Source organism: Asticcacaulis aquaticus (assembly GCF_028550415.1).
GTDB classification, from domain to species: domain Bacteria; phylum Pseudomonadota; class Alphaproteobacteria; order Caulobacterales; family Caulobacteraceae; genus Asticcacaulis; species Asticcacaulis aquaticus.
The window spans coordinates 108,563-128,865 of sequence record NZ_JAQQKX010000007.1; the positions used below are offsets into that span (position 1 = coordinate 108,563).

18 protein-coding genes are annotated in these 20,303 nt (G+C 62.3%); 4 read left to right on the forward strand and 14 right to left on the reverse strand.

The genetic code is table 11. The annotated features are described in order from the left end of the window. Positions 1-350 precede the first annotated feature (350 nt). The gene (locus tag PQU92_RS10200) at positions 351-698 is read right to left on the reverse strand and encodes an endonuclease domain-containing protein (protein WP_272748190.1); all 348 of its coding nucleotides are present in this window, start codon (positions 696-698) and stop codon (positions 351-353) included. A 195-nt stretch (positions 699-893) separates the two neighbouring features. Next, positions 894-3,566: a phosphoenolpyruvate carboxylase gene (gene ppc / locus PQU92_RS10205; protein WP_272748118.1), complete on the reverse strand. Its 2,673-nt coding sequence runs from the start codon at positions 3,564-3,566 to the stop codon at positions 894-896. A gap of 434 nt (positions 3,567-4,000) precedes the next feature. On the opposite strand from ppc, the gene PQU92_RS10210 reads away from it, so the two are divergent. Continuing rightward, positions 4,001-4,627: a hypothetical protein gene (locus tag PQU92_RS10210; protein WP_272748119.1), complete on the forward strand. Its 627-nt coding sequence runs from the start codon at positions 4,001-4,003 to the stop codon at positions 4,625-4,627. Here PQU92_RS10210 and PQU92_RS10215 read toward each other — a convergent pair. Next, positions 4,624-5,028: a group III truncated hemoglobin gene (locus tag PQU92_RS10215; RefSeq protein WP_272748120.1), complete on the reverse strand. Its 405-nt coding sequence runs from the start codon at positions 5,026-5,028 to the stop codon at positions 4,624-4,626. The genes PQU92_RS10210 and PQU92_RS10215 overlap by 4 nt on opposite strands. A gap of 136 nt (positions 5,029-5,164) precedes the next feature. Here PQU92_RS10215 and PQU92_RS10220 point away from each other — a divergent pair, with 136 nt between their 5' ends. The 3 genes from PQU92_RS10220 to PQU92_RS10230 all read left to right on the forward strand — a co-directional run bounded on the left by PQU92_RS10220 (position 5,165) and on the right by PQU92_RS10230 (position 7,273). Further along, positions 5,165-5,758, forward strand: coding sequence for a hypothetical protein (locus PQU92_RS10220; RefSeq protein WP_272748121.1), 594 nt, complete (start codon positions 5,165-5,167; stop codon positions 5,756-5,758). Positions 5,759-5,882: 124 nt separating this feature from the next. Next, positions 5,883-6,380 (forward strand): hypothetical protein, encoded by a 498-nt coding sequence (locus tag PQU92_RS10225; protein ID WP_272748122.1) that lies wholly within the window; start codon positions 5,883-5,885, stop codon positions 6,378-6,380. A gap of 137 nt (positions 6,381-6,517) precedes the next feature. Then, entirely contained in the window at positions 6,518-7,273 is a 756-nt protein-coding gene (locus PQU92_RS10230) for a sensor histidine kinase (protein WP_272748123.1), read from the forward strand. Here PQU92_RS10230 and PQU92_RS10235 read toward each other — a convergent pair. From PQU92_RS10235 to PQU92_RS10285, 11 genes are all read right to left on the reverse strand, one after another. Then, entirely contained in the window at positions 7,270-8,511 is a 1,242-nt protein-coding gene (locus tag PQU92_RS10235) for a dicarboxylate/amino acid:cation symporter (protein WP_272748124.1), read from the reverse strand. The two genes, PQU92_RS10230 and PQU92_RS10235, sit on opposite strands and share 4 nt — an antisense overlap. 116 nt (positions 8,512-8,627) lie before the next feature. Next, on the reverse strand, positions 8,628-9,866 hold the full coding sequence (locus PQU92_RS10240) for a caspase family protein (protein WP_272748125.1): 1,239 nt from the start codon (positions 9,864-9,866) through the stop codon (positions 8,628-8,630). 99 nt (positions 9,867-9,965) lie between these two features. Next, complete coding sequence (locus PQU92_RS10245) at positions 9,966-11,474, reverse strand: Do family serine endopeptidase (RefSeq protein ID WP_272748126.1); 1,509 nt, start codon at positions 11,472-11,474, stop codon at positions 9,966-9,968. A gap of 150 nt (positions 11,475-11,624) precedes the next feature. Next, on the reverse strand, positions 11,625-12,272 hold the full coding sequence (locus tag PQU92_RS10250) for a cytochrome c-type biogenesis protein (RefSeq protein ID WP_272748127.1): 648 nt from the start codon (positions 12,270-12,272) through the stop codon (positions 11,625-11,627). Then, positions 12,269-14,248 carry a heme lyase CcmF/NrfE family subunit gene (locus PQU92_RS10255; RefSeq protein WP_272748128.1) on the reverse strand — a complete coding sequence of 660 codons (1,980 nt, stop codon included), beginning with the start codon at positions 14,246-14,248 and terminating at the stop codon, positions 12,269-12,271. The genes PQU92_RS10250 and PQU92_RS10255 overlap by 4 nt, the downstream gene beginning before the upstream one ends. Then, positions 14,245-14,742, reverse strand: coding sequence for a cytochrome c maturation protein CcmE (ccmE, locus tag PQU92_RS10260; protein WP_272748129.1), 498 nt, complete (start codon positions 14,740-14,742; stop codon positions 14,245-14,247). The genes PQU92_RS10255 and ccmE overlap by 4 nt, the downstream gene beginning before the upstream one ends. 169 nt (positions 14,743-14,911) lie before the next feature. After that, the gene (gene ccmI / locus PQU92_RS10265; protein ID WP_272748130.1) at positions 14,912-15,985 is read right to left on the reverse strand and encodes a c-type cytochrome biogenesis protein CcmI; all 1,074 of its coding nucleotides are present in this window, start codon (positions 15,983-15,985) and stop codon (positions 14,912-14,914) included. 56 nt (positions 15,986-16,041) lie between these two features. Further along, a complete protein-coding gene (locus PQU92_RS10270; RefSeq protein WP_272748131.1) occupies positions 16,042-17,406 on the reverse strand; it encodes a hypothetical protein in 1,365 nt (454 codons plus the stop codon). A 90-nt stretch (positions 17,407-17,496) separates the two neighbouring features. Further along, positions 17,497-18,921, reverse strand: coding sequence for an ATP-binding protein (locus PQU92_RS10275; protein ID WP_272748132.1), 1,425 nt, complete (start codon positions 18,919-18,921; stop codon positions 17,497-17,499). Between the two features lie 180 nt (positions 18,922-19,101). Continuing rightward, the gene (locus PQU92_RS10280; protein ID WP_023461668.1) at positions 19,102-19,782 is read right to left on the reverse strand and encodes a response regulator transcription factor; all 681 of its coding nucleotides are present in this window, start codon (positions 19,780-19,782) and stop codon (positions 19,102-19,104) included. 81 nt (positions 19,783-19,863) lie between these two features. After that, positions 19,864-20,235, reverse strand: coding sequence for a hypothetical protein (locus PQU92_RS10285; protein ID WP_272748133.1), 372 nt, complete (start codon positions 20,233-20,235; stop codon positions 19,864-19,866). Between the last annotated feature and the right edge of the window lie 68 nt (positions 20,236-20,303).

The window sequence follows — 20,303 nt, forward strand, 5'->3', positions numbered from 1 at the left end:
GGCCAGATCGCCGGTGCCGCCGACAAGGACGAACACGGGTTGACGCGCGGGAGACAGTTTCGATGGAGACACGTTTTGATTCCTGGATCGCTACCTTGTGACGCTTGACCTTATATGCCTTCCCTTAAGGAAATGCGATCATTCAACGCAACACTGACAACGCTGTCATAAGCCTTCCGCGTCACCGGGTCAAGCCGGTATTTTTATACGGTACGCAAACCTAGGCCCAACGATGTTAAAAGGCGATATAGAACCGGTTGGCGGCGGGAGGCAAGGCTAATCCCCACTTTACGCCCCCGGCGTGCCGGGGGAGGTGGATGCGAAACCTTGGGTTCGCAGACGGAGGGGGGCTAACGCAGGTCTTTTAACCGCTCCGCCGCCAACCGGTACACGCCGTCGGCCACCTCATCGGCATTACGATAGATATCCGACGCATTGATACGATAGGTCTCGATGCCTTGAGATTTCAGCCATTCGTCGCGGCGGACATCCTTTTCAGCAACATTTTCGAGACCATGCTGCTGACCATCGACCTCGACCGCAAGTTTGGCCTTAAAGCAATACATATCCAGCACATACGGACCCACCGCATATTGCCGTCGAAATACCGGACCACCGTCCTGACGCACCTTGAGCCGGTCCCACAGCATGAACTCCGGCGGTGTCAGTTTTCGACGGAGCGTTCTGGCAGAGTGTATTTCGGCGTCATCTACCCGAGCCCCCCCTCCGTCTTTTTAGCTTCGCTAAAAATCCACCTCCCCCGGCACGCCGGGGGAGTAGCAACTTCCCCTAACTTTACGCCCCCAGTTTACTGGGGGAGGTGGCGTTGAACGCAGTGAAACGACGGAGGGGGGCTAACTCAGCTTGCCAAACACTCCCCTACCATAATCAAATCACCCCGTGTTCCTGAGCGCCGACGCAATCCCGTTGACCGTCAATTGCATGGCCAGCTTGACCAGCTTGTGCTTGTTGCCATCGCGGCGCTTTTTCAGCAGCTTGACCTGCATCCGGTTCAACGTCTGCAACAGACCGTGCGAGCGCGCGATCGAACCGCGCAGCTGTTCGTGCGTCGAGAGCAGCGTGCCCGACTTGCGGATACGCTTGGCCAGCGCCGTCATCTCTTCGTGCTCGGTGCGGATGGTGGCGAAGATGCGCTTCGCCTCTTCCGGCTCCGCCGCCATGTCGGCATAGAGCGCGGCGATTTCCATATCGGACTTGGCCAGCGCCATTTCCATATTGGCCAGGAAGACCTCGAAGAAGTCCCACTCGTTGCACATGTCGATCAGGGTTTGATCGTCGACGCCCAGCTTTTTCACCGCCGCGTTGAAGCCGTAAAAGCCCGGCAGGACCATGCGCGACTGCGACCACGAAAAGACCCACGGAATGGCGCGCAGGTCCTCGATCTTGCCCGACGCCGTCCGCGAGGCGGGGCGCGAGCCGATCTTGAGGTCGGTCAGTTCCGCCACCGGCGTCGCCGTGCGGAAGAAGCTGAGGAAGTGCGGATCGTCATAGACCAGCCCGCGATAGGCCTCGAACGACGCCTGACACAACTGCTCCATCAGCGGCGTGTATTTCGCCTCGGCCTCGGCTTCGCGTTGTTCGTCCGCGGTCTTTTCCACGCTCGGCAGCGAGGCGAGGAAGACGGCGGCGGCAAAAGAATCGAGCGTCTTGCCCGCCGTGACCTTGTTGCCGAACTTGCGCGCGATCATTTCGCCCTGTTCGGTGACACGGATCTGACCGCCGACCGTCCCTTCGGGTTGCGCCAGAATGGCGGCGAACGACGGCCCGCCCCCGCGACCGACAGACCCACCGCGACCGTGGAACAGGCGCAGCGCCACGCCCTTCTGCTGACAGACGGCCTTGACCGCCGACGACGCCTTGTGCAGCGACCAGCGCGACGCCGTGTAGCCGCCGTCCTTGTTCGAGTCGGAATAGCCGAGCATGACCTCCTGAATCGCCGGGCGGCCCAGCAGCGAGCGCATGGCCGGCAGCCCCAGCCAGCGCTTCATGATGTCGGGCGCGGCCTCAAGGTCTTCGATGGTTTCGAACAAAGGCGCGACGTGGATCATGGTGTGCGGCGACGGCCCGCCATAGACGAGGCCCGCCTGCTTCATCAGGACCAGCGGTTCGAGGATGTCGGACACCGACTTGGCCATCGAAATGACGTAAGAGCCGATGGCGTCGGGACCGAAGGTGCGGATGACCTCGGCGGCGGCATCGACGATCTTGAGCTCGCGCCGCGTCTCGTCCGAATATTTGGCAAACGGCCAGCGCAGCAGACGGTCATTGGTCAGTTCGGCGACCAGGGCCGAGACGCGCTCGTTTTCCGACAGCGACGAATAGTCGAGCAGTTCCGACGACTGCGCGAACAGTTCGGCGATGACCCGCTCATGCACGGCCGAGTTCTGACGCATGTCGAGCGACAGCAGGTGGAAACCGCACGAGCGGGCGATCTGAATGGTGGTTTTCAGCGTCCGCCCGATCAGGCGCTTGCCGCCGTGCGCCACCAGCGAGTCGCGCATGATCAGCAGGTCGGCGATGAAATTGTCGGCGGTTTCATAGGCGCCAGCCAGCGGCGTCGCCAGCGGGTGCGGCACCTTGAGGATGTTCTGCGACGTGGCCGCCAGACGTGCCTTGATATAGGTGATGGCGCGGCGATAGGGTTCATCGACGCGGTGGACATTGGTTTCCGACGACTTGCGCGCCAGTTCCAGCAGCGCATCCGACACCGGCGCCAGTTCCTCCGACAGGGTCAGCTCCATATCCAGCTTGTCGAGCTGCTGGAAATAGAAGCCCAGCACCAGCTTGGCCTGACTGTGGAAGGCATAGTTCATCGTCGTGTCGTCGACGTGCGGGTGGCCGTCGCGGTCGCCGCCGATCCACGAGCCGAGCTTGAGCACCTTGGGCAGTTCGCCTTCGAGCTGAATTTCGCGGCCCCAGTCACCGTAAAGCTCGGTCAGGGCGGGCAGGATGGCACGGCGCACCGCCCCCAGCGAATTCTGGATTTCGTCAGCAACCGTGATGCGTTCGGGACGGTTGAGGCGCGTATTGAACAGCAGCGCCACGGCGCGATAGAGGTCTTCTTCCAGCGTCACCTTTTCCGAAGCGCGGGTCGAGTTTTCGAATTGCGAAAGGAACTGCGTGATGTCGTATTCGCGTTCGACGACCGAGGCGCGGCGCATTTCGGTCGGGTGAGCCGTAAAGACCGGAGAGGCGAGAATGCCGTTCAGGGTATCCTCGATCTCCTGCTGGCTATGGCCCTTGTCGCGGGCGATCTTGACGGCGTGCGCCAGCGTGATGGCCTCCTGCGTGCCGGGGAAGGTCTCGACGCGCTTGAGGTTGGCCACGTCCTCGGAAAGCACCGTTAGGGTCGACAGGCAGGTCAGGATGCGTGCGGCGTGGGCGGCCTCGGATTCGCTTAAGGAGTCGACATCGAACTCGGCGGTGCGCAGGGCGTCAATCTTGGTCAGGACCCCGGCCCGCCCGAATTCGGCCACGGCCTCATTCAGGAACCCCTCCAGCATGGCGGTGTTTTGCTTGACATGGTCGATCATGGCGTCCGTCATCGGCAGGCCCCTTACACTCTCGGCAGATCAGTTGTTTGGCTTGGGGGTCGCAGGCGCGGCCGCCGTCGCAGGCGGCAGGGACGGCGTCAGCCGGGTCACGCTGGCGCGCACCGGAGGCCTCCCTCAAGTCGGATATTCTCCAAACTAGCGCAAAATTTGTGCGCCGCAAGGCAAGTTTCCGCCCCATTTTGTCAGAGTTATTAATATTGCAAACAATTACAAATGCTTGCCGTGATACCGCTGTCAAAAAATTTTGCAGACAGTGTAAATACCTGACTTCACACAGGAAAAGCGGTTTTAATTGAAACCATAAAGTTAGCGCTACCATAACCCAGCATGGATTAAAGGCGACCCATTTACATTGAACGTCGTTCAAATAATTATTGAACAATGTTCAATATTGTGCTGCAATGGAAGTCTCACGGGAGGACGGGATGATGACCAATACAACCATAGCCGCGCTGGCGCTTTTGGCCTTTTTATCGACCACCGCCGGTCACGCTCAGGACCGCAGCGGTCCGGCGGCCAACATCGCGGACTGCGTCTGGGACCACGTCGCCGACAGCGACAAGACGATGTTTCTGGCGCACTATACCGGCAGGGGCGGCCTGCGCGAACGGATGAACCGGGCAACCGCCGGGCTTGGGCCGCGCGATGCCGCCCTTCAGGCCGCCTATGCCGAATGCGACGCCACGCCGGGGGTTCCCAAACCGTGGCGGACAGCGCTCATCGGCAGCCGCGCCATCCAGTACGGGGCCGCTCACCGGCTCATGGAAACCCGGCGGTTGAGCCGTGACGCCCTCGATGCCCTGTGGGACGACGCGCCCCCCGCGACGCGTGAGTGTTTTATGGCCAATGCAGCGAAAGTTTTCGGGCCCTCGCCCAAATCCTGTTCCGATCCGAAGGCCAGCACCTGGTTCGCCGACGCCTTGTCGCTTTCGCTCCAAAAGGCGGAAGACCGTGACGCCATCGCCGAGTTGCTGATTTTCATGAACGCCAAGGCGCAGGAAGACTGGGCGGTTACCCTGATCGGCGAATACCACCGACGTAATCCGGCTTAAGTCTGATCTTTCAAACTTTCATTCATCGCAATCGCCGCCTGAAACGATTGCCCGATGCGCCATGCCTTTTCGCGTAGCAATTCGGCGCGTGGGGCGTCGAACAGTTCCCCCGTCGTTTCGGCCCACAGATCGAGCCAGCGGTCGAAATGCGCAGCCCTGAGATTGAGCACGAAATGCTTGGGCAAGGGCCGCCCTTTGAACGGTTCCACCCCCGGCACCGGACCGTTGATCACCATGCCCCAGAACGCGGTCAGGGTCTCGAAATGCTCCGGCCAGTCGTGCACCGCGCGGTCGAACACCGGCCCCAGCAGGGCGTCGGCCCGCGCCTTGTCGTAGAACCGTTCGACGAGGGTGCGCAGGTCTTGCGGCGGGATGATGAAATCAGGCTTGGTCTCTGGCATGTGTTAAAACCGGTTAAGCATAGGCCCACACCAAATCCTAAAACCTTGCGGTTAGTCTGAGGGATGGCGTGGTATATCCGACCTATATAGTCAGGTTTTCAATCCACGCCATGCGTCAAATTGCACCGGAGTTGTCATGGCCAAGGCTGTCTTTCACCGTCACCAGCGCGTCTATGTCGAGCCGGTCGGGACCTGGGCCATCATCGATAAGGTTAATCCGGTCTGGGCCAAGGGCTTCGAGGAACCGGTGCGCGTGACCTACGACTGCGGGTTGGGGCGCGAATTCCGCGCCGAGGAACTGACCGCCGAAAGCGAAGTCGACCTGCAATCTGACGACGGCGCGGCCAGCCATCAATGGCGGCTGATGCGCGCGAAGAACAAGTGGCAGACGCCGGAAAATTGCGCCCACCACCCCTTCCCCGGCACCTATCCGATCGTGGTGACCGACCCCAATGACTGGGGCGGCTGGCGCGTGCCGGGTGCCGAATACGACCGCGACCCGGCCCTGATCGAGATGCAGGCCCGCCTGATCGCCGCCGCCCCGCGCTTCATGCGTCTGGCCAAGGACCTGACCGACTATGTGAAAAGCGAAGGCGACGACCTGCCCGACGCCCTGATCCGCATGGCCAAACGCTTCGATCAGTTGCGCAAGATCGTCGAGACCCAGGCTCCCGATGCCTATGCCAAGACGACGCCTCAGGACAGCGATTCCCCTGAAGGAAGCGCTTGATAAAAGCACGTCTTGATAAAATCTTTTTTTAATTTTTATCAAAGCCTTATAGGGGCGTGACTGGCTCCGCACTGCGCGCTTGTGTTCCACAGGGTAGGCTATAACGCTATAAGGAGCGTTCCCCATGCCCGATACCGATCTTACGACCAAGGTTCCGGAAACCGTCACCCCGACGGATCAGGATACGACGCCCGAAACGTCGGCGGCGCACAACGCCACGCCCGACGCCAAGGATGAGCCCGCATCGACCGAGGCCCTGATCATCGACATCGAAGATGCCCGCCACCTGCGCCAGGATCTGGCCGATCTTCTGGAAGGCGTCGAAACCGCGCATCTCAAGGCCGAGGTCAAGGCGCATATCTCCAAGCTCAACGCCTGGGCCACTCGCTATGTCGAGGGCCTAGACGCCGCCCAGCGCCTGTCGGAAACCGGCCTCGACATGCTGGAAGAGGCCCGCGCCCATATCAGCCTGCAACTGGATGAATATCTGCGCCTCGAAGGCGAAGGCGGTCAGGTATCGACGCCCGAACAGAACCGCCTGATCGACGAACTGAACCGGGCGCTGCGCCGCATCAACCGCCTGACCAAGGCGATGGACTCGCAGTTTTCGGACAATGCCTGAGCGCGCGCGGGGTCACACCGAAAAAGTGTGATCACGTGCGCTACCCTTTAGCCTATTTCGCTTGGCCTAACCCACCCGAACGCCTATAGACTAAACACTGTCAGGGCCAGAAAAGAGCCCCACAAAGGTAGAGACAGATGAACGCGTTTTCGGGGTCGGATATGGCGGCGAACGGTCAGGAACCTGACCATATCAAGGAATCGCTGTACCGTCAGATGCTGTCCGCTGTCTCGCACGATCTCAAGACTCCGCTGGCCACGATTATCGGCTCGCTCGAAGTCTATACGCTTCTGGAAGCCAAGCTGTCCGAAGAGAAGCGCCGCTCGCTGATCAATTCGGCCCTGTCCGAAGCCTATCGCCTCGACAAGTTCATCACCAATATCCTCGACATGGCCAAGCTGGAAAGCGACGCCGTGCGGCCGCGCGACGAGCCCGCCAATCTGACGCCGCTGATCAAGGACTCGATCACGCGTCTGGGGCCGCTCAAGGACAAGGGTGACATCCGCCTGCACGATCTGGGCGGGGCCGAGGCCTTCCAGACCGATACCGTGCTCCTCAGCCGCGTGATCGGCCTGATCATCGAAAACGCCCTGAAACATACCGGTAAGACGCCCGTGGTCGATATCGACTACGGCGGCACCGCCGACGAGGCCTTCGTCCATGTGCGCGACCACGGGCCCGGCATCCCGCCTGACAAGATTCGCGCCGTCTTCTCCAAATATACCCGGCTGCAAAAGCAGGATCAGACCAATGCCGGCACGGGGCTAGGCCTCAGCATCGCCGAACTGATCATGACCCTGCTGGGCGGCCGGATCGAGGTGAAGAACCATCTGGAAACCGGCGCCGTGTTTAGTCTGTTCGTGCCGCTGAAACGCGCCGAAGCGGCGGCTTAAGATTTTTTGATCAGCGCCGATTCCGGCTCGATCAGGCCGTTTTCACGCGCCACCAGAGTCGGGATCAGTATCTGCCCCGTCACATTGGTCGCCGTGCGCACCATGTCGATGATCCGGTCGATAGCGGCCAGAAGCGCGATGCCTTCCAGCGGCAGGCCCGCCGTCGACAGGGTCAGTGTCAGCATGACCGTCGCCACGCCCGGCACCCCCGCGGTCGCCAGCGACCCCAGCATGGCCGTCAGGGCGATGATGACGTAGTGGCTGGGCGTCAGGGTAATTCCGAAATAGTTGGCGACGAAGATCGAGGCGATGGCCGGATAAATCGCCCCGCAGCCGTCCATCTTCATATTGGCCCCCAGCGGCACCGCGAAGCCCGCATAGGCCGGATTGAGCTTCAATTTTTCAATCGCCGCATTCAGCGATACCGGCAGGGTGCCCAAAGACGAGCAGGTGAAAAACGCCGTCTGCTGCGCTTCGAACACGCCTTTATAGAAGGCGACGACGCTGAGGCCGTGCAGCTTGATCAGGATCGGGTAGACGACGAAGACGTGGATCAGACAGGCGAGATAGATGGCCCCGATAAAGCTCAGGAGCGGCGCAAGACTTTCCAGGCCATACGACCCGACGACCGAGGCGATCAGACCGAACACCCCGATCGGCGTCAGTTGAATGACCCAGCGCGTCAGCTTGAACATAAGCTGGCTGCCCTGCTCGACGATGTGGCGCAGGTTGCGGGTTTTTTCCCCGAGCGCGCTCAACCCGGCCCCGACAAACAGCGCCACGAAGACCACGCTCAGGACCTGTCCTTCGGCGAAGGCCTTGAGGATATTGGTGGGCACGATGCCGATGAGCACGTCCTGCACCGGCGGGATGACCTTCGGCGTCACCTCGGCCAGCGGCAGGCCGGTCAGGCCCCGCCCCGGTTCTATCAGGTGCCCGATGGCGAACCCCAGACCGACCGCCAGACCGGCGGTGATGATGAACCAGACGATGGTGACCACGCCCAGACGCACCGCTTTCCCGCCGCCGTTCTCACCGAGTGCGCCATCGCCCAGTCGCGCGATCGACGCCGCGATGGTGAAGAAGACCAACGGCACGACCAGCATCTTGATCAGACGCACGAACAGGTCACCGATCGGCTCGACATAGGGCACGGCCTGCTCACCGAAGACGACACCGATGCCGGTCCCCAGCGCAAACGCGACCAGAACACGCAACCAGAAGGGAATTTTGGACATGGATCGGCCTCGTAAATCTTGCATCGAACATAAGCCGAAATCGGTCCTGCGCAAACGACCTTTGCTAAGCCTGCCCGTTAGCGAAACTGTTGCAACGGCAACTTACTCGGGCGCTCTTATTTGGGCACCTGCCAGCGGATAGGAAAGCGCACGCGCTGGCCCGGCGGGAATTTCCCGGTATCGACCCTCGCCTTGGTCGTCAACGCCTTGTGCGCCGCCTCGGCAAAGCCCATCTCCACCGGCGCCTCCTGCACGGTCAGGCACTGACTCAAACGACCATCGGGTTGCACCACACATTCAACCACCGAACGGCCACCTATATCCTTGCGCAGAGCCTGAGACGGGTAGAAGTCGATCCAGTCGGGCACCCCGGCCACGTCGTTGAGCGTCGCCGTCATCACAGTACTCGTGCCGCCGGGTCCGGTACATTCGGTGCTTTTCTGCCGTTCGCGCGCCGTGGCGGCGAAGGCGCCTTGCGGGTAGCTGAGCAGATAGGCCTTGTAGTCGGCGCAGGATTTCGACCCGTCCCACACGGCCTTTTCCTTGTCCCAGTCGCTGGGGCCGGCGGGCGGTAACGGCAGGGGCGTCGGCCCGGCCACCGCGTCGCAGGAGGCCAGACATATCTGATCATAGAGCCGGTTATTCGACCACGGGCGCTGCTTGTTCTGGGTCTTTTTAGACACCAGGATCTGCACGCGGCTGAAGACCTGCGTCACGTCCTGCCCCGCACGACGGATTTCCTGCGCCAGGATCGGCGCATAGACCCCGACATCGGCCACGTCGCCCGTATCGGTGGCATAGGCGATCAGCGTGTTAGTCGAGGCGGTGACGGGCACCAGCCCCTTCGAGCCCGCCTTGCCGAAGGTCGGCGTCGTGCGACAGGCATCGATGACCATGATCACCGCCTTGGCCCCGGTGGCCGAGAACTGTTCATTAAGATCGGACAAGGGCACGCCGAATTCCGGCAGGTCAGACGCCGTGGTCAACTCCGAATCGACCCCCAGCAGATAGTTGTCATTGGCGTCGCTGGCCGGATCGCGCGACCCGTGGCCGGTATAGTAGATAAACGCCACCGCCCCCGGCGTCGCCGACACCTTGCGGCGGAATTCACGGAAGGTGGTGCTGAGGCCCTGCTTGGTCAGATTGCTGGCGCGGGTGACCGTGAACCCCACGGCGGTCAGGGACGCCGCGACCTCACCAGCTTCGGTGTCCGCCCCGGCCAGCGGCGACAGATTGCCGCGATAGGCGACCTGATCGATGACCAGGGCCAGCTTGACCTGCGCGAACGCAGGCGCGGCCATCATCATCAGGCACAGGCTCAGAACAACCGTAAAAGCGCTTATAAAACCCCTCATGCCGCGAGCATATAATACCGAACAACGGTTTGCCAAGCGGCTTAAACAAACATGCCCCGGACCTTGCGATCCGGGGCACGATCTTTAGGTCTGCCGAACCTATTTCAGGCTGAGCGGCAGCGGGATATTGCGGCCCGCACGGTTGACCAGAAGCAGGATCGACGGACGATTGGCCGTCTTCATGTCGGCGACAATCTTGTCGAAATCGGCACGGCTGGCCACCGGCAGGTTGTTGGCCCGCACGATCACGTCACCGGGCTTGAGCCCCTTCTTTGCACCGTCCGAAGTCGGTTCGATCGCGGTGATGACCACGCCGTTGACCTCCGGCTCGATGCTGAACTCCTTGCGCGCCGCCGGATCGATCGGCTTGACGCTGAGGCCTAGCACCGCCGGCGCCTTTTCGCCGTTCGGCGTCGTCTTGTCGCCTTCGCCGCCGTTGACACCCTTGGCCAGAATGTCTTCCGACGGACGCAGGGCCGCGACGATGGTCAGCTTGACCAGCTTGCCGTTACGCAGAACCTCGACCTCGACCTTTTCGCCCGGACGGACATTGGCCACGTTGCGGGTCAGGTCGGTGTGGATCTTCACCGGCTTACCGTTGACGGTCTTGACGATGTCACCCAGTTGCACGCCGCCCTTTTCGGCGGGGCCGCCCTTGGTAATATCCGAAATATAGGCGCCGTCCTTATCGGACAAGCTCAGGCTTTCGACATATTCGTCGGTGACGGGCAGGATGCCGACGCCGATATAGCCGCGCTCGACCTTGCCGCCCTGACGCAGCTTCTGCGTAATGGCGTAGGCGGTGTCGGCGGGGATGGCGAAACCGACCCCGGCATTGCCGCCCGACGGCGTGATGATCGCCGAATTGACGCCGATGACGCGACCATTGAGGTCGAAGGTCGGGCCGCCGGAATTGCCGCGATTGATGGCGGCGTCGATCTGCATGTAATCGACATAGCCCTGCGCGCCGTCCGGACGCCCGAAGGCCGAAACGATACCGGCGGTCGCCGTGCCGCTCAGGCCGAACGGGTTACCGACCGCGATGACCCAGTCGCCGACGCGCGGACGCTGCGTGGTCTCGAACTCGACATAGGGGAAGTTCTTGCCGTCCACCTTGAGCACGGCCAGATCGGTCGCCGGATCGCGCCCGATGACCGTCGCCTTGAGCTTCGATTCGTTGTTGAGGACGACGGTGATTTCGTCCGCGCCGTCGATGACGTGGTTGTTGGTCACCACATAGCCGTCGGCGGTGATGAAGAAGCCCGAACCGGCGCCGCGCACCTCCTGCTCGTCACCCTCGCCCTGGGCCGGGGGTTCGAAGCCCGGAATGATGGGGATGCCCGCAGGCATCTTGACCTTGCCCTTGGTCTCGATGGACACCACGGCCGGCGAGACGCGCTCGATGATGTCGGCAAACGACATGGGCGCGCCCGCAGGCGGCTTCATCGGCTTGACGGCGGCGGTCTTGATCAGGGTCGAACCGTCGTAGCCAGATTGCCCCATACCCGAAACGGCGGCACCGGCGACGGCGGCCCCCAGCATCAGGCCCCCGGCGATCCCGGCAACCATGCCCTTGTGCGTCTTAACGGAGGTCAAAAGCTTCCCCATGAGTCCAATCCTGAGATTATTGCGCCGTGCAGGCGTTACTGTAACCGTGAACATAGGCATTTTAGGACCGGAAACCAGAGTTTTCTCCGATCCTGTCCGATCTTTAATGTCCGCCTGTATCTAAACGGGTCTGTGCGGCAAAATCGTGGCTTACGATTGTGAGCCGTTATCGTCGTTCAGGAGACGATCAAGCCGCGCCTGCTCCTCAGGGGTCAATTCGGAAACGACTGTTTTTTCAGGCTTCTTATTCATCAGGGCAAAAACCAGACCGCCTGTTAGCAAAATCACCAGCGGCAGGCCCCACAGCAGCGCCGTCCCCGGCGCAAAACGGGGCCGGAAAAGGACATAATCGCCGTAGCGGGCGCGCATCGTGTCGCGGATCTGCGTATCGGTCAGGCCGTCGGCTATATGCAAGCGGATATCGCGGCGCATGTCGGCGGCGATATCGGCAGAGGAATCGGCAATGGATTCGTTCTGACAGACGACGCAGCGCACTTCGGAATAGAGATCGCGGGCGCGCTGATCCTGACGCGGATCGGGCATGGCTTCGCCCGGCAGCACGGCAGCGGCGATTTGCGTGAAGGCGAAGAGCGTGACGAGGAGTAATCTTACATACCTCCCCAACTTGTTGGGGAGGGGGACCGCACGAAGGCCGAAGGCCTGAGATGTGGTGGTGGGGGCTCTTGCTTTCTTAGGACAGTGGTCGTTGAAACGCCGCAAGATACCCCACCACCATTCGCTTCGCGAATGGTCCCCCTCCCCATCAGAGATGGGGAGGTATGATTTTTGAACCCTCATCCCTTGTTCCCCTTGCTGGCTACACCGACGCGCAGACGCCGGTCGAACAGCGACAACACGCCCCCCACCGCCATCAGCAACGGCCCGAAAAAGATCAGCCGCGCCCACGGATTATACAAAGCTCGTACCTGCCACCCCTGCGGCGACGGTTCGCCCAGCACGAAATACAAATCGTTCAACGGCCTGAAACACAGGGCCACTTCGGTCGTCACGGTCGACGACGCCGGATAGAACCGCCGCTCCGGCGTCGCTTCGCACACCGCGCCCCGCGCATTGCGGACCTTCAGGATACCGCGCTGGGCCTCGTAGTTCGGACCGGCGACGCGCGTCACGTCCGACAGCGTCACCTCATAGGCCCCGAGTTTGAGCTTCTGCCCTACGGCCAGATGATCGACGGCGGTCAGCTTGGTTTGCGTTTCGACCACCGCCCCCAGCACAAACAGGCCGAGCCCGATATGGGCCAGAACCATGCCGTGCGTCGCCAGCGGCAGGCCGCGGAATCGTCGCCACGCCTCGGCAAACGGCACGTTCAGCAGTTGCGTGCGCGACTGGATGACCTGCCATGAACCGAGGATGACCCAGCCGCCGAGCAAAAACCCGACACCGAGGCTCAGGGCGCTTTTAGCGCTCGCCTGACCCATCAGGGTCGCGCCGAGCAGGGCCAGCAAGAGGCTGATCCCGGCGGCGAGCATCAGGCGCTTCCATACGCTTTTCAGGTCGCCGCGCTTCCACGCCATCAGCGAGGCGAACGGCAGGATGAGCATGGCCGCGCCCATCGCCGGGATGAAGCTCAGGGCATAATAGGGCGCGCCGACCGAGATGGTCTTACCCGTCGTGGCCTCCATCAGCAGCGGATAGAGCGTCCCCAGACAGACGGTCGACAGGGCGACGAAAATCAGCAGGTTGTTGAGCACCAGAGCCGATTCACGGCTGACGCTGGCAAACACGCCACCCGAACTGAGGGAGCCTGCGCGCAGCACATAGAGCGTGAACCCGGCCCCGGCGGTGAGGAACAGGATAATCAGCAAGAGGATGCCGCGCTGCGGATCGACGGCAAAGGCGTGGACCGAGGTCAGAACCCCCGACCGAACGAGGAACGCCCCCATCATCGAAAACGTAAAGGCGAGCAGGGCCAGAAACACCGTCCACGATTTCAACGCGTCGCGCTTTTCCATGACGATGGCCGAGTGCAACAGCGCGGTCGCCGCCAGCCAGGGCATAAAGGACGCGTTCTCGACCGGGTCCCAGAACCACCAGCCGCCCCAGCCGAGTTCGTAATAGGCCCAGAACGCGCCCAACGTGATCCCGACCGTCAGGAACACCCACGCCAGAAGCGTCCACGGCCTGACCCAGCGGGCCCAGGCGCGATCGATCCGCCCTTCGATCAGGGCCGCCACGGCGAAGGAAAACACGACTGAGAACCCGACATAGCCAAGATAAAGCAGCGGCGGATGAAAGGCCAGCGCCGGGTCTTGCAGCATCGGATTGAGCGAGGCGCCCTCAAAAGGCACTTCGGGCAGACGGGCCAGCGGATTGGAGGAAAACAACGTAAAGCCGGTGAACAGCGCGCTCAAAAGCCCCTGAACCCCCAGCACCTTGTGCTTGAGACCGTCGGGCAGGTTGCGCCCATTGAGCGTTACCAGCGCCCCGAAGCTGAGCATGACCATGCACCACAGCAGCATCGAGCCTTCATGGCTGCCCCACGCGCCGGAAATCTTGTACAGCAGGGGTTTCAGGGTGTGCGAATGTTTGGCGACGTTCGACACCGAAAAGTCCGAGGTGATGAAGGCATAGAGCAGCGCCGCGAACGACAGGATCGCCGCGACCGCCGCCGCCAGCGACAGGCCTTCGCTGAACCGTGCGATCCCTCGCAGGGATTTGACGGCACCACCGGCGACGGTTAGCGCCTGAGCGAGCGACAGCACAAAGGCCAGCCCCAGACAGAAGGTGCCTAACTCGACGATCGCAAGACTCATTTTTGGGCCTCACCGAAGGGTTTCGAATCCGGCTTTTGTGCCGATTCCGGCCGCCATTCGCCCTGTGCTTTGATGGCCTTGACGACCTCTTTCGGCATGTAGGTCTCGTCGTGCTTGGCCAGAACGGTGCGCGCCTCGAAGCGGTCAGTACCCGACATCTGGCCTTCGCAGACCACCCCCTGCCCTTCGCGGAACAGGTCGGGCAGGTCGCCCTTGAAATGTACGGTCATTTCGGCCTTCTGGTCCCTGACGACGAAGGTCACTTCGCCATCAGTGCCCTTGACGACGCTCCCCGCCTTGACCAGCCCGCCCAGCCGCATCGTCCGGCCCGGCGTGACGTGCGCCTCATAGGCCTGAGCCGGGGTGTAGAAATAGACGACCTGATCCTTCATGGCGAACAGGGCCAGCGCCACGCCCGCGATAAGCACCGGCGCGGCGAACAGGAAGATCATCAGACGCCGGCGCGCCTTCATCGATTTGGGGAGTAGGGTCATGAGCATTCATACCCCCTCTCACTCATCTTTGCTTTTTTGGGGGAGAGGGCTGGGCGCGGGCCTGCGAGGCTGAGGGGGAAATGGTAGTCACGAGCGCGCGGAAACAGTTCCCCCTCACCCGGCCTGCCGGCCACCCTCTCCCTCAGGGAGAGGGGATAAAACGGAGCCCTCATTGCGCACCCACCGGGCGTTGCGCCGTCTCTAAAATCCGTTTGGCCACGTCCGGGCGATCGGCATAGATCCTGTCGATTTGAGCCAGCACGTGCCGTTCGCCCTCGACGTTTTTCAGCACCCGGTATGAGCGGAGCAAGCGCGCCCAGCCGTCCGGATCGTCCGGCGTCGCTTTCAGCCGCGCCTCAAGCCCCGCGACCATGCCGCCGATCTGGGATTGTGTCACCATGGCCGTCTGCGCCGCCTGATTGAGCGCGGCCACTTCCTGCGCGACCACCGCCCGGCGGCCATCGTCGGACGGTAACACGTTCAGCAACCGCTGGAAAAACCCGCGCGCGGCCTCGAATTGCCCGTCCGCTGCAGCGATCTTGCCGGAATAGAACAGGCCCGACAGGTCGTTCGGATCGCGCTTCAACGCCTCGGCAAAGGCCTCGCGGGCTTCGGCACCGCTCTCGCCCTTATTCATCAGCGTCAGGGCCTCGCCCATATTCGACCAGGCCTCAGGGTTTTCCGGTTGCAACTTGACCGCCCGCTGGAACGATACCGCGCCGTCGTAATTGTCGCCGGCCATGACCTGCATCCGCCCCAGCATCATCCAGAACTGCGGGTCGTTGCCATGCTCGGCCTGGCGACGTTTCAGCACCTCGGCCAGCGGCTTGGCCTCAAGCGTGTCGGGGTTGGTATTGGCCTGAGCGATCCAGCCGTTCAGCCTCTGCGCATAGGGCTGGTCCGGCACGCCCGGCCGTCCGACGACGAGATAGAGCGCCAGAGCCCCGCCCGCGATCAGAAACGCCCCGATCAGGCCAATCAGGCGGGTCACGCGCGGATCGGTCGATGGCGTTTCGCCTTCGCCAGCCCTCAATAGGGCGCGGGCCGCTTCGGTCTTTTCCTCGCGCGCCAGGTCGGCATCGAGGTGCCCCGCCGCGACACGACGATCAAGATCGGCAACGAAGCCCTCATAGACGCCGCGCGCCGTGTCCGTCGTCCCCGCCGAAGCGCGCCGCAGCCACAGAGCCGCCAGCCCCAGAAGGGCGGCGCTCAGCAGAGCCGCGATCAGTGAAAACAGGATCATACAGGGACGGGCGCGTGGTTACGTAAACACTACGGCTTAAGCCAGTTTACGCCGCGCTACGCAACATTTTTCGGTACGCGATAGACGTCGGCGGACGCGACACGTCGCCGCGCTATATTGGCCTTGTCCTCGCCGCACAGGGCCTGAATCAGATCGGTCACGCGCTCGAAACAGGCCATGACGGCGTGGGCGTCAAACGGATCGTCGGCCACGGCAATGCCCAGCACGATCTCGAAATAGCCGTCCATGATCGTTTCGCAGCCCTGAATGGTCCGCGTCAGCAGGCTGGCAAAGCCGCCGTGACTGGCGGTCGCACGGATATGGTTGAGGAAGGCGATGGTTTGCAGCGCGCCCTGAAACACCTCGTCCGACGCCCCTTTGAAATCCGGCACGTCGCGGGTGGCGCGGCCGAAAATGCGTTCGGTCTTCACCGGCAGGGCGGAGTCGATGGTCTTTTCGACGCCCTTCAGCCGGTCCTCGACCAGGGCGGCGATGGTCTGGTGCACCTTGGCGACACGCTTGCCCCAGGCCCCGTCGCGCGACAGCTCGATCGACTGTTCGAAACTGTGCAGGATGGTCAGGCACTGCGTCACCCACGCCCCGGCCTCGGACAGTTGCGCGGTTTCGCGGTTGCGCCGCCGCAGCAGGCCTTCCAGCACCTTGAGGCGCATTTCGGCGGCGTCGATCAGGCGCTCGCCGAACCCGGCCAGTTCGGATTCACTGAGGAAGCGGTCGTTCGGCCGGTCGGACACCGTCGCCACGAATTTCATGATCAGGGCGCCGTCGTCCAGATTGGCGAACAGGGCCTCAAGGAACCGAAGCCCGCCATCCTCCGACGTCTTGCCCGCATCCTTGAACATCAGGCGGATGGCGGTGGCCTTTTCGGTGTCGATGCGGCCCATCCAGTCGGGCAGACGCAGGACCGCCGAACGCAGCAGGCGGTGCAGGTCGAGGTAACAGGCGAATTCAGCCAGGGTGTCCGCGTCGTCTTCGTCGGCATTGGCTGGCAAAACCTCATCCGGCGTGTCGCGGATGATCGCGGCCCCCGCCGTCACCAGCCGATAAAACACAACCGGCGTTTCGTCATTGGCGCGCAGGCCGCGGGCCGCGACGCGGGCCTCGGCGAACAGCTGCGGCTCGGCGCGCTCCAGCGCCCGCCACAGGCGATTCAGCACCCAGTTCGGAAATTCGACGCCTTCAAGCCCGTCCTCACGCGCCTCGAACAGCGGCATGAAGGGCCGAAAGACCGCTTCCTTGATGTAATGGGATTCCAGCTCGGCGCTGACCAGACGACGCACGGCAGTCAGGCCCTCGTCCTGCGACAGGCTCAGGCTGTTCTCCAGAGGCCGCAGCAGCGCCACCGGCAGGGTCCGCACCAGACCCTTGACCTTCTCTATTCGCTGCTCAGGAAGTACGCCCATAAGACCCGCATATGCCGAAACTCAGATTCGTGAGTATGGGCCGGGGATAGTTAACATTCAATGACTGCGATTTTTCTGCAATAAATTGAATTAGCTGATGAAATTCGCCGGTAATATGACAACGCACTTCAGCCCGCCCAATGACGAGCGGTCGAAGCTCAGCTTGCCGCCATAGGCGCGCACCAGCTCGTCGACGATCGACAGGCCAAGGCCCGACCCCGGCGCCGATTCGTCGAGCCGCGCGCCGCGTTTCAGCACCTCGCCATAGCGTTCCGGTGGCATGCCTGGGCCATTGTCCTCGATCAGCAGCGTCATGCCCTGCGCCTCGTCGCTCAGGCTGGCGGTGACGCGGATCTTGCCCTTGCACCAGATGCAGGCGTTTTCCAGCAGGTTGCCGGCGATTTCCTGAAAATCCTGTTTTTCCCCCCGGAAGGCGAGATTTTCCGGCGCGCGCCAGTCGATGGTCACGTCCTTGTCGCGGAACACCTGCTCCAGCGTGACGGCCAGTTCGTCCAGCACCGGCTCGACCGGCGTGCGCTCGCCCATATTCTGGGCGCGGGCGGCGGCGCGGGCGCGGCGCAGGTGGTGGTCGACCTGCTCCTTCATCAGGGCGCTCTGTTTGCGGATCGTGTCGGCCAGAGGGTCGGGGTTATCGCCCGCAGTGGCCAGCAACACCGACAGCGGCGTTTTCAGCGCGTGGGCCAGGTTGCCGACGTGGGTCCGCTGCCGCTCGACCACGTCCTGCCCGTACTCCAGAAGCTTGTTGACCTCTTCGGTAACCGGGGCGATTTCAGCCGGATAGGTGCCGTGCAGGCGCGTTGTTTTCCCTTTGCGGATATCGTGCAGTTCATCGGTCAGGGCGAACAGCGGGCGCAGGCCGATGCGCACCTGAAGATAGATCGCGACCAGCGAGCCCAGCGCCAGCACGATCAGCGCCCCACCGGTGATCAGGGCGAACTGCCCCACATTACGGTCGAGCTGCGAGCGGTCTTCCCCGGCGATGAACAGCAGGTTGTGGTTCTGGATACGCAGATAGACGGCGGTCTGACGCAGGGGCTGACGGCGCGGGCCGATGCCATTGTAGAACTCGGCCTGACCCGACATCTTGTCGAGCTTCTTCGGCCCGTCCAGCGACCGCTCGACCAGCGAGCCGGACTTGTGCACCCCGATGACCCGGTCGTCATTGTCCAGTTCGATGATCTGCCAGTAGAGGCCGGAATAGATGTCGTCGGTGCGGATATTGTACAGTTCGGGGATCCTGATGCGCCCATCGGCGTCGAATTCGGTGTGCGTATAGAGGTTGCGCACGATATCGTTGATGCCGGCCTGAAAGCGCGTGACGCTGGCATAGTTGAAGAAGGCCGTCAGACCGGCGGAAATCAGGATCAGGGACACGATGAACCAGATCGCCGCCAGCCGGATCAGCCGCCCGGCCAGCGAGCCGCGGCCGTGACTCAGGGCGGGGAAGAAGCGCTTCAAATTGTGCAGGGCCGACGCCAAATCTGCTTCCTTCATACCTCCCCATCTCTGATGGGGAGGGGGACCGCACGACGCCGCGTTTACGCGGCTAGATGCGGTGGTGGGGGTTCTTGCTTTGGGAAGCGCGCGGATGTGGAAGCTTAAGAAAGATACCCCACCACCCCTTTGCTACGCAAAGCGGTCCCCCTCCCCAGCAAAGCTAGGGAGGAGTAGTTATCAGATCTCGCTCACTTCGTCGTGCAGCGGCTTTAACCGGTAACCCAGACCGCGCACGGTCTCGATCCGGTCGGTGCCGATCTTCTTGCGCAGGCGGCCCATAAAGACCTCGATGGTGTTGGAATCGCGGTCGAAATCCTGATCGTAAAGATGCTCGACCAGTTCCGTGCGCGAAATGACGCGGTTCTGATGCAGCATCATATAGTGCAGCAGGCGGTATTCCAGCGAGGTCAGGCGCAAAGGCTCGCCATTGACCGACGCCCGGGCGGCACGCGGATCGAGGCGCACCCCGCCGCAGACCAGCAGCGGCTGGGCATGACCGGCGGCGCGGCGGACCAGCGCCCGCAGGCGCGCCAGAAGTTCTTCGGTATGGAACGGCTTGGTCAGATAATCGTCGGCCCCGGCATCGAAGCCCGACACCTTGTCCGACCATGCGCCGCGCGCCGTCAGGATCAGGACCGGTGTCGTCTTGCCGTCGCGGCGCCAGCGCTCCAGCACCGACACGCCGTCGATCTTGGGCAGACCGAGGTCGAGGATCACGCAGTCATAGGGCTCGGTATCGCCGAGGAAGTGCGCCTCTTCGCCGTCAGGGGCGTGATCGACGACGTAACCGGCGTCCTGAAGCGAGGATTTGAGCTGACGCGACAGGTCGGGATCGTCTTCGGCAAGCAGAATGCGCATAGTGGAGTGTCTTTCCAGAGCGATATGCCGAAAAGTGTGAAGCGGTTTTCGGCTACAATATCGCGACAAACAAAATTCAGATTACATCCGGCTGACCGAGCACGAGCCCAGGTCGACGCGGTAGGAGACGATATTGGCGTCGATCTTGACCTTGACGATCACGGCATTGCCCGAGCGGCTGGCCGAAACATAGGTGCCACGGCTTTGCGAGACGACCATGTCGATAGCCTGATCGACGGAACAGCCTCTCTGCGCCATGACCATGGGTGCAGGTTGCTCACGATCCAGACGCAGACGGAACCCTTGACGGTCAGAATTTCTGGCAGGACCAAAACCGGCCTCGTGCGCCTCGGAGCGGATGTGCGTTTCACCGGCATCAAGCGACACGTTGGCGTTCGCGGCAACGGGCGCGCTCAGCAGGCAGACGGCAAGAAGGGGCAGGAACTGTTTCATAGCCACGTTTATAGAGTTACAGACCTGAACCTTAGCTGAACGAAACCGACAGACAATCGAAAAGTGCC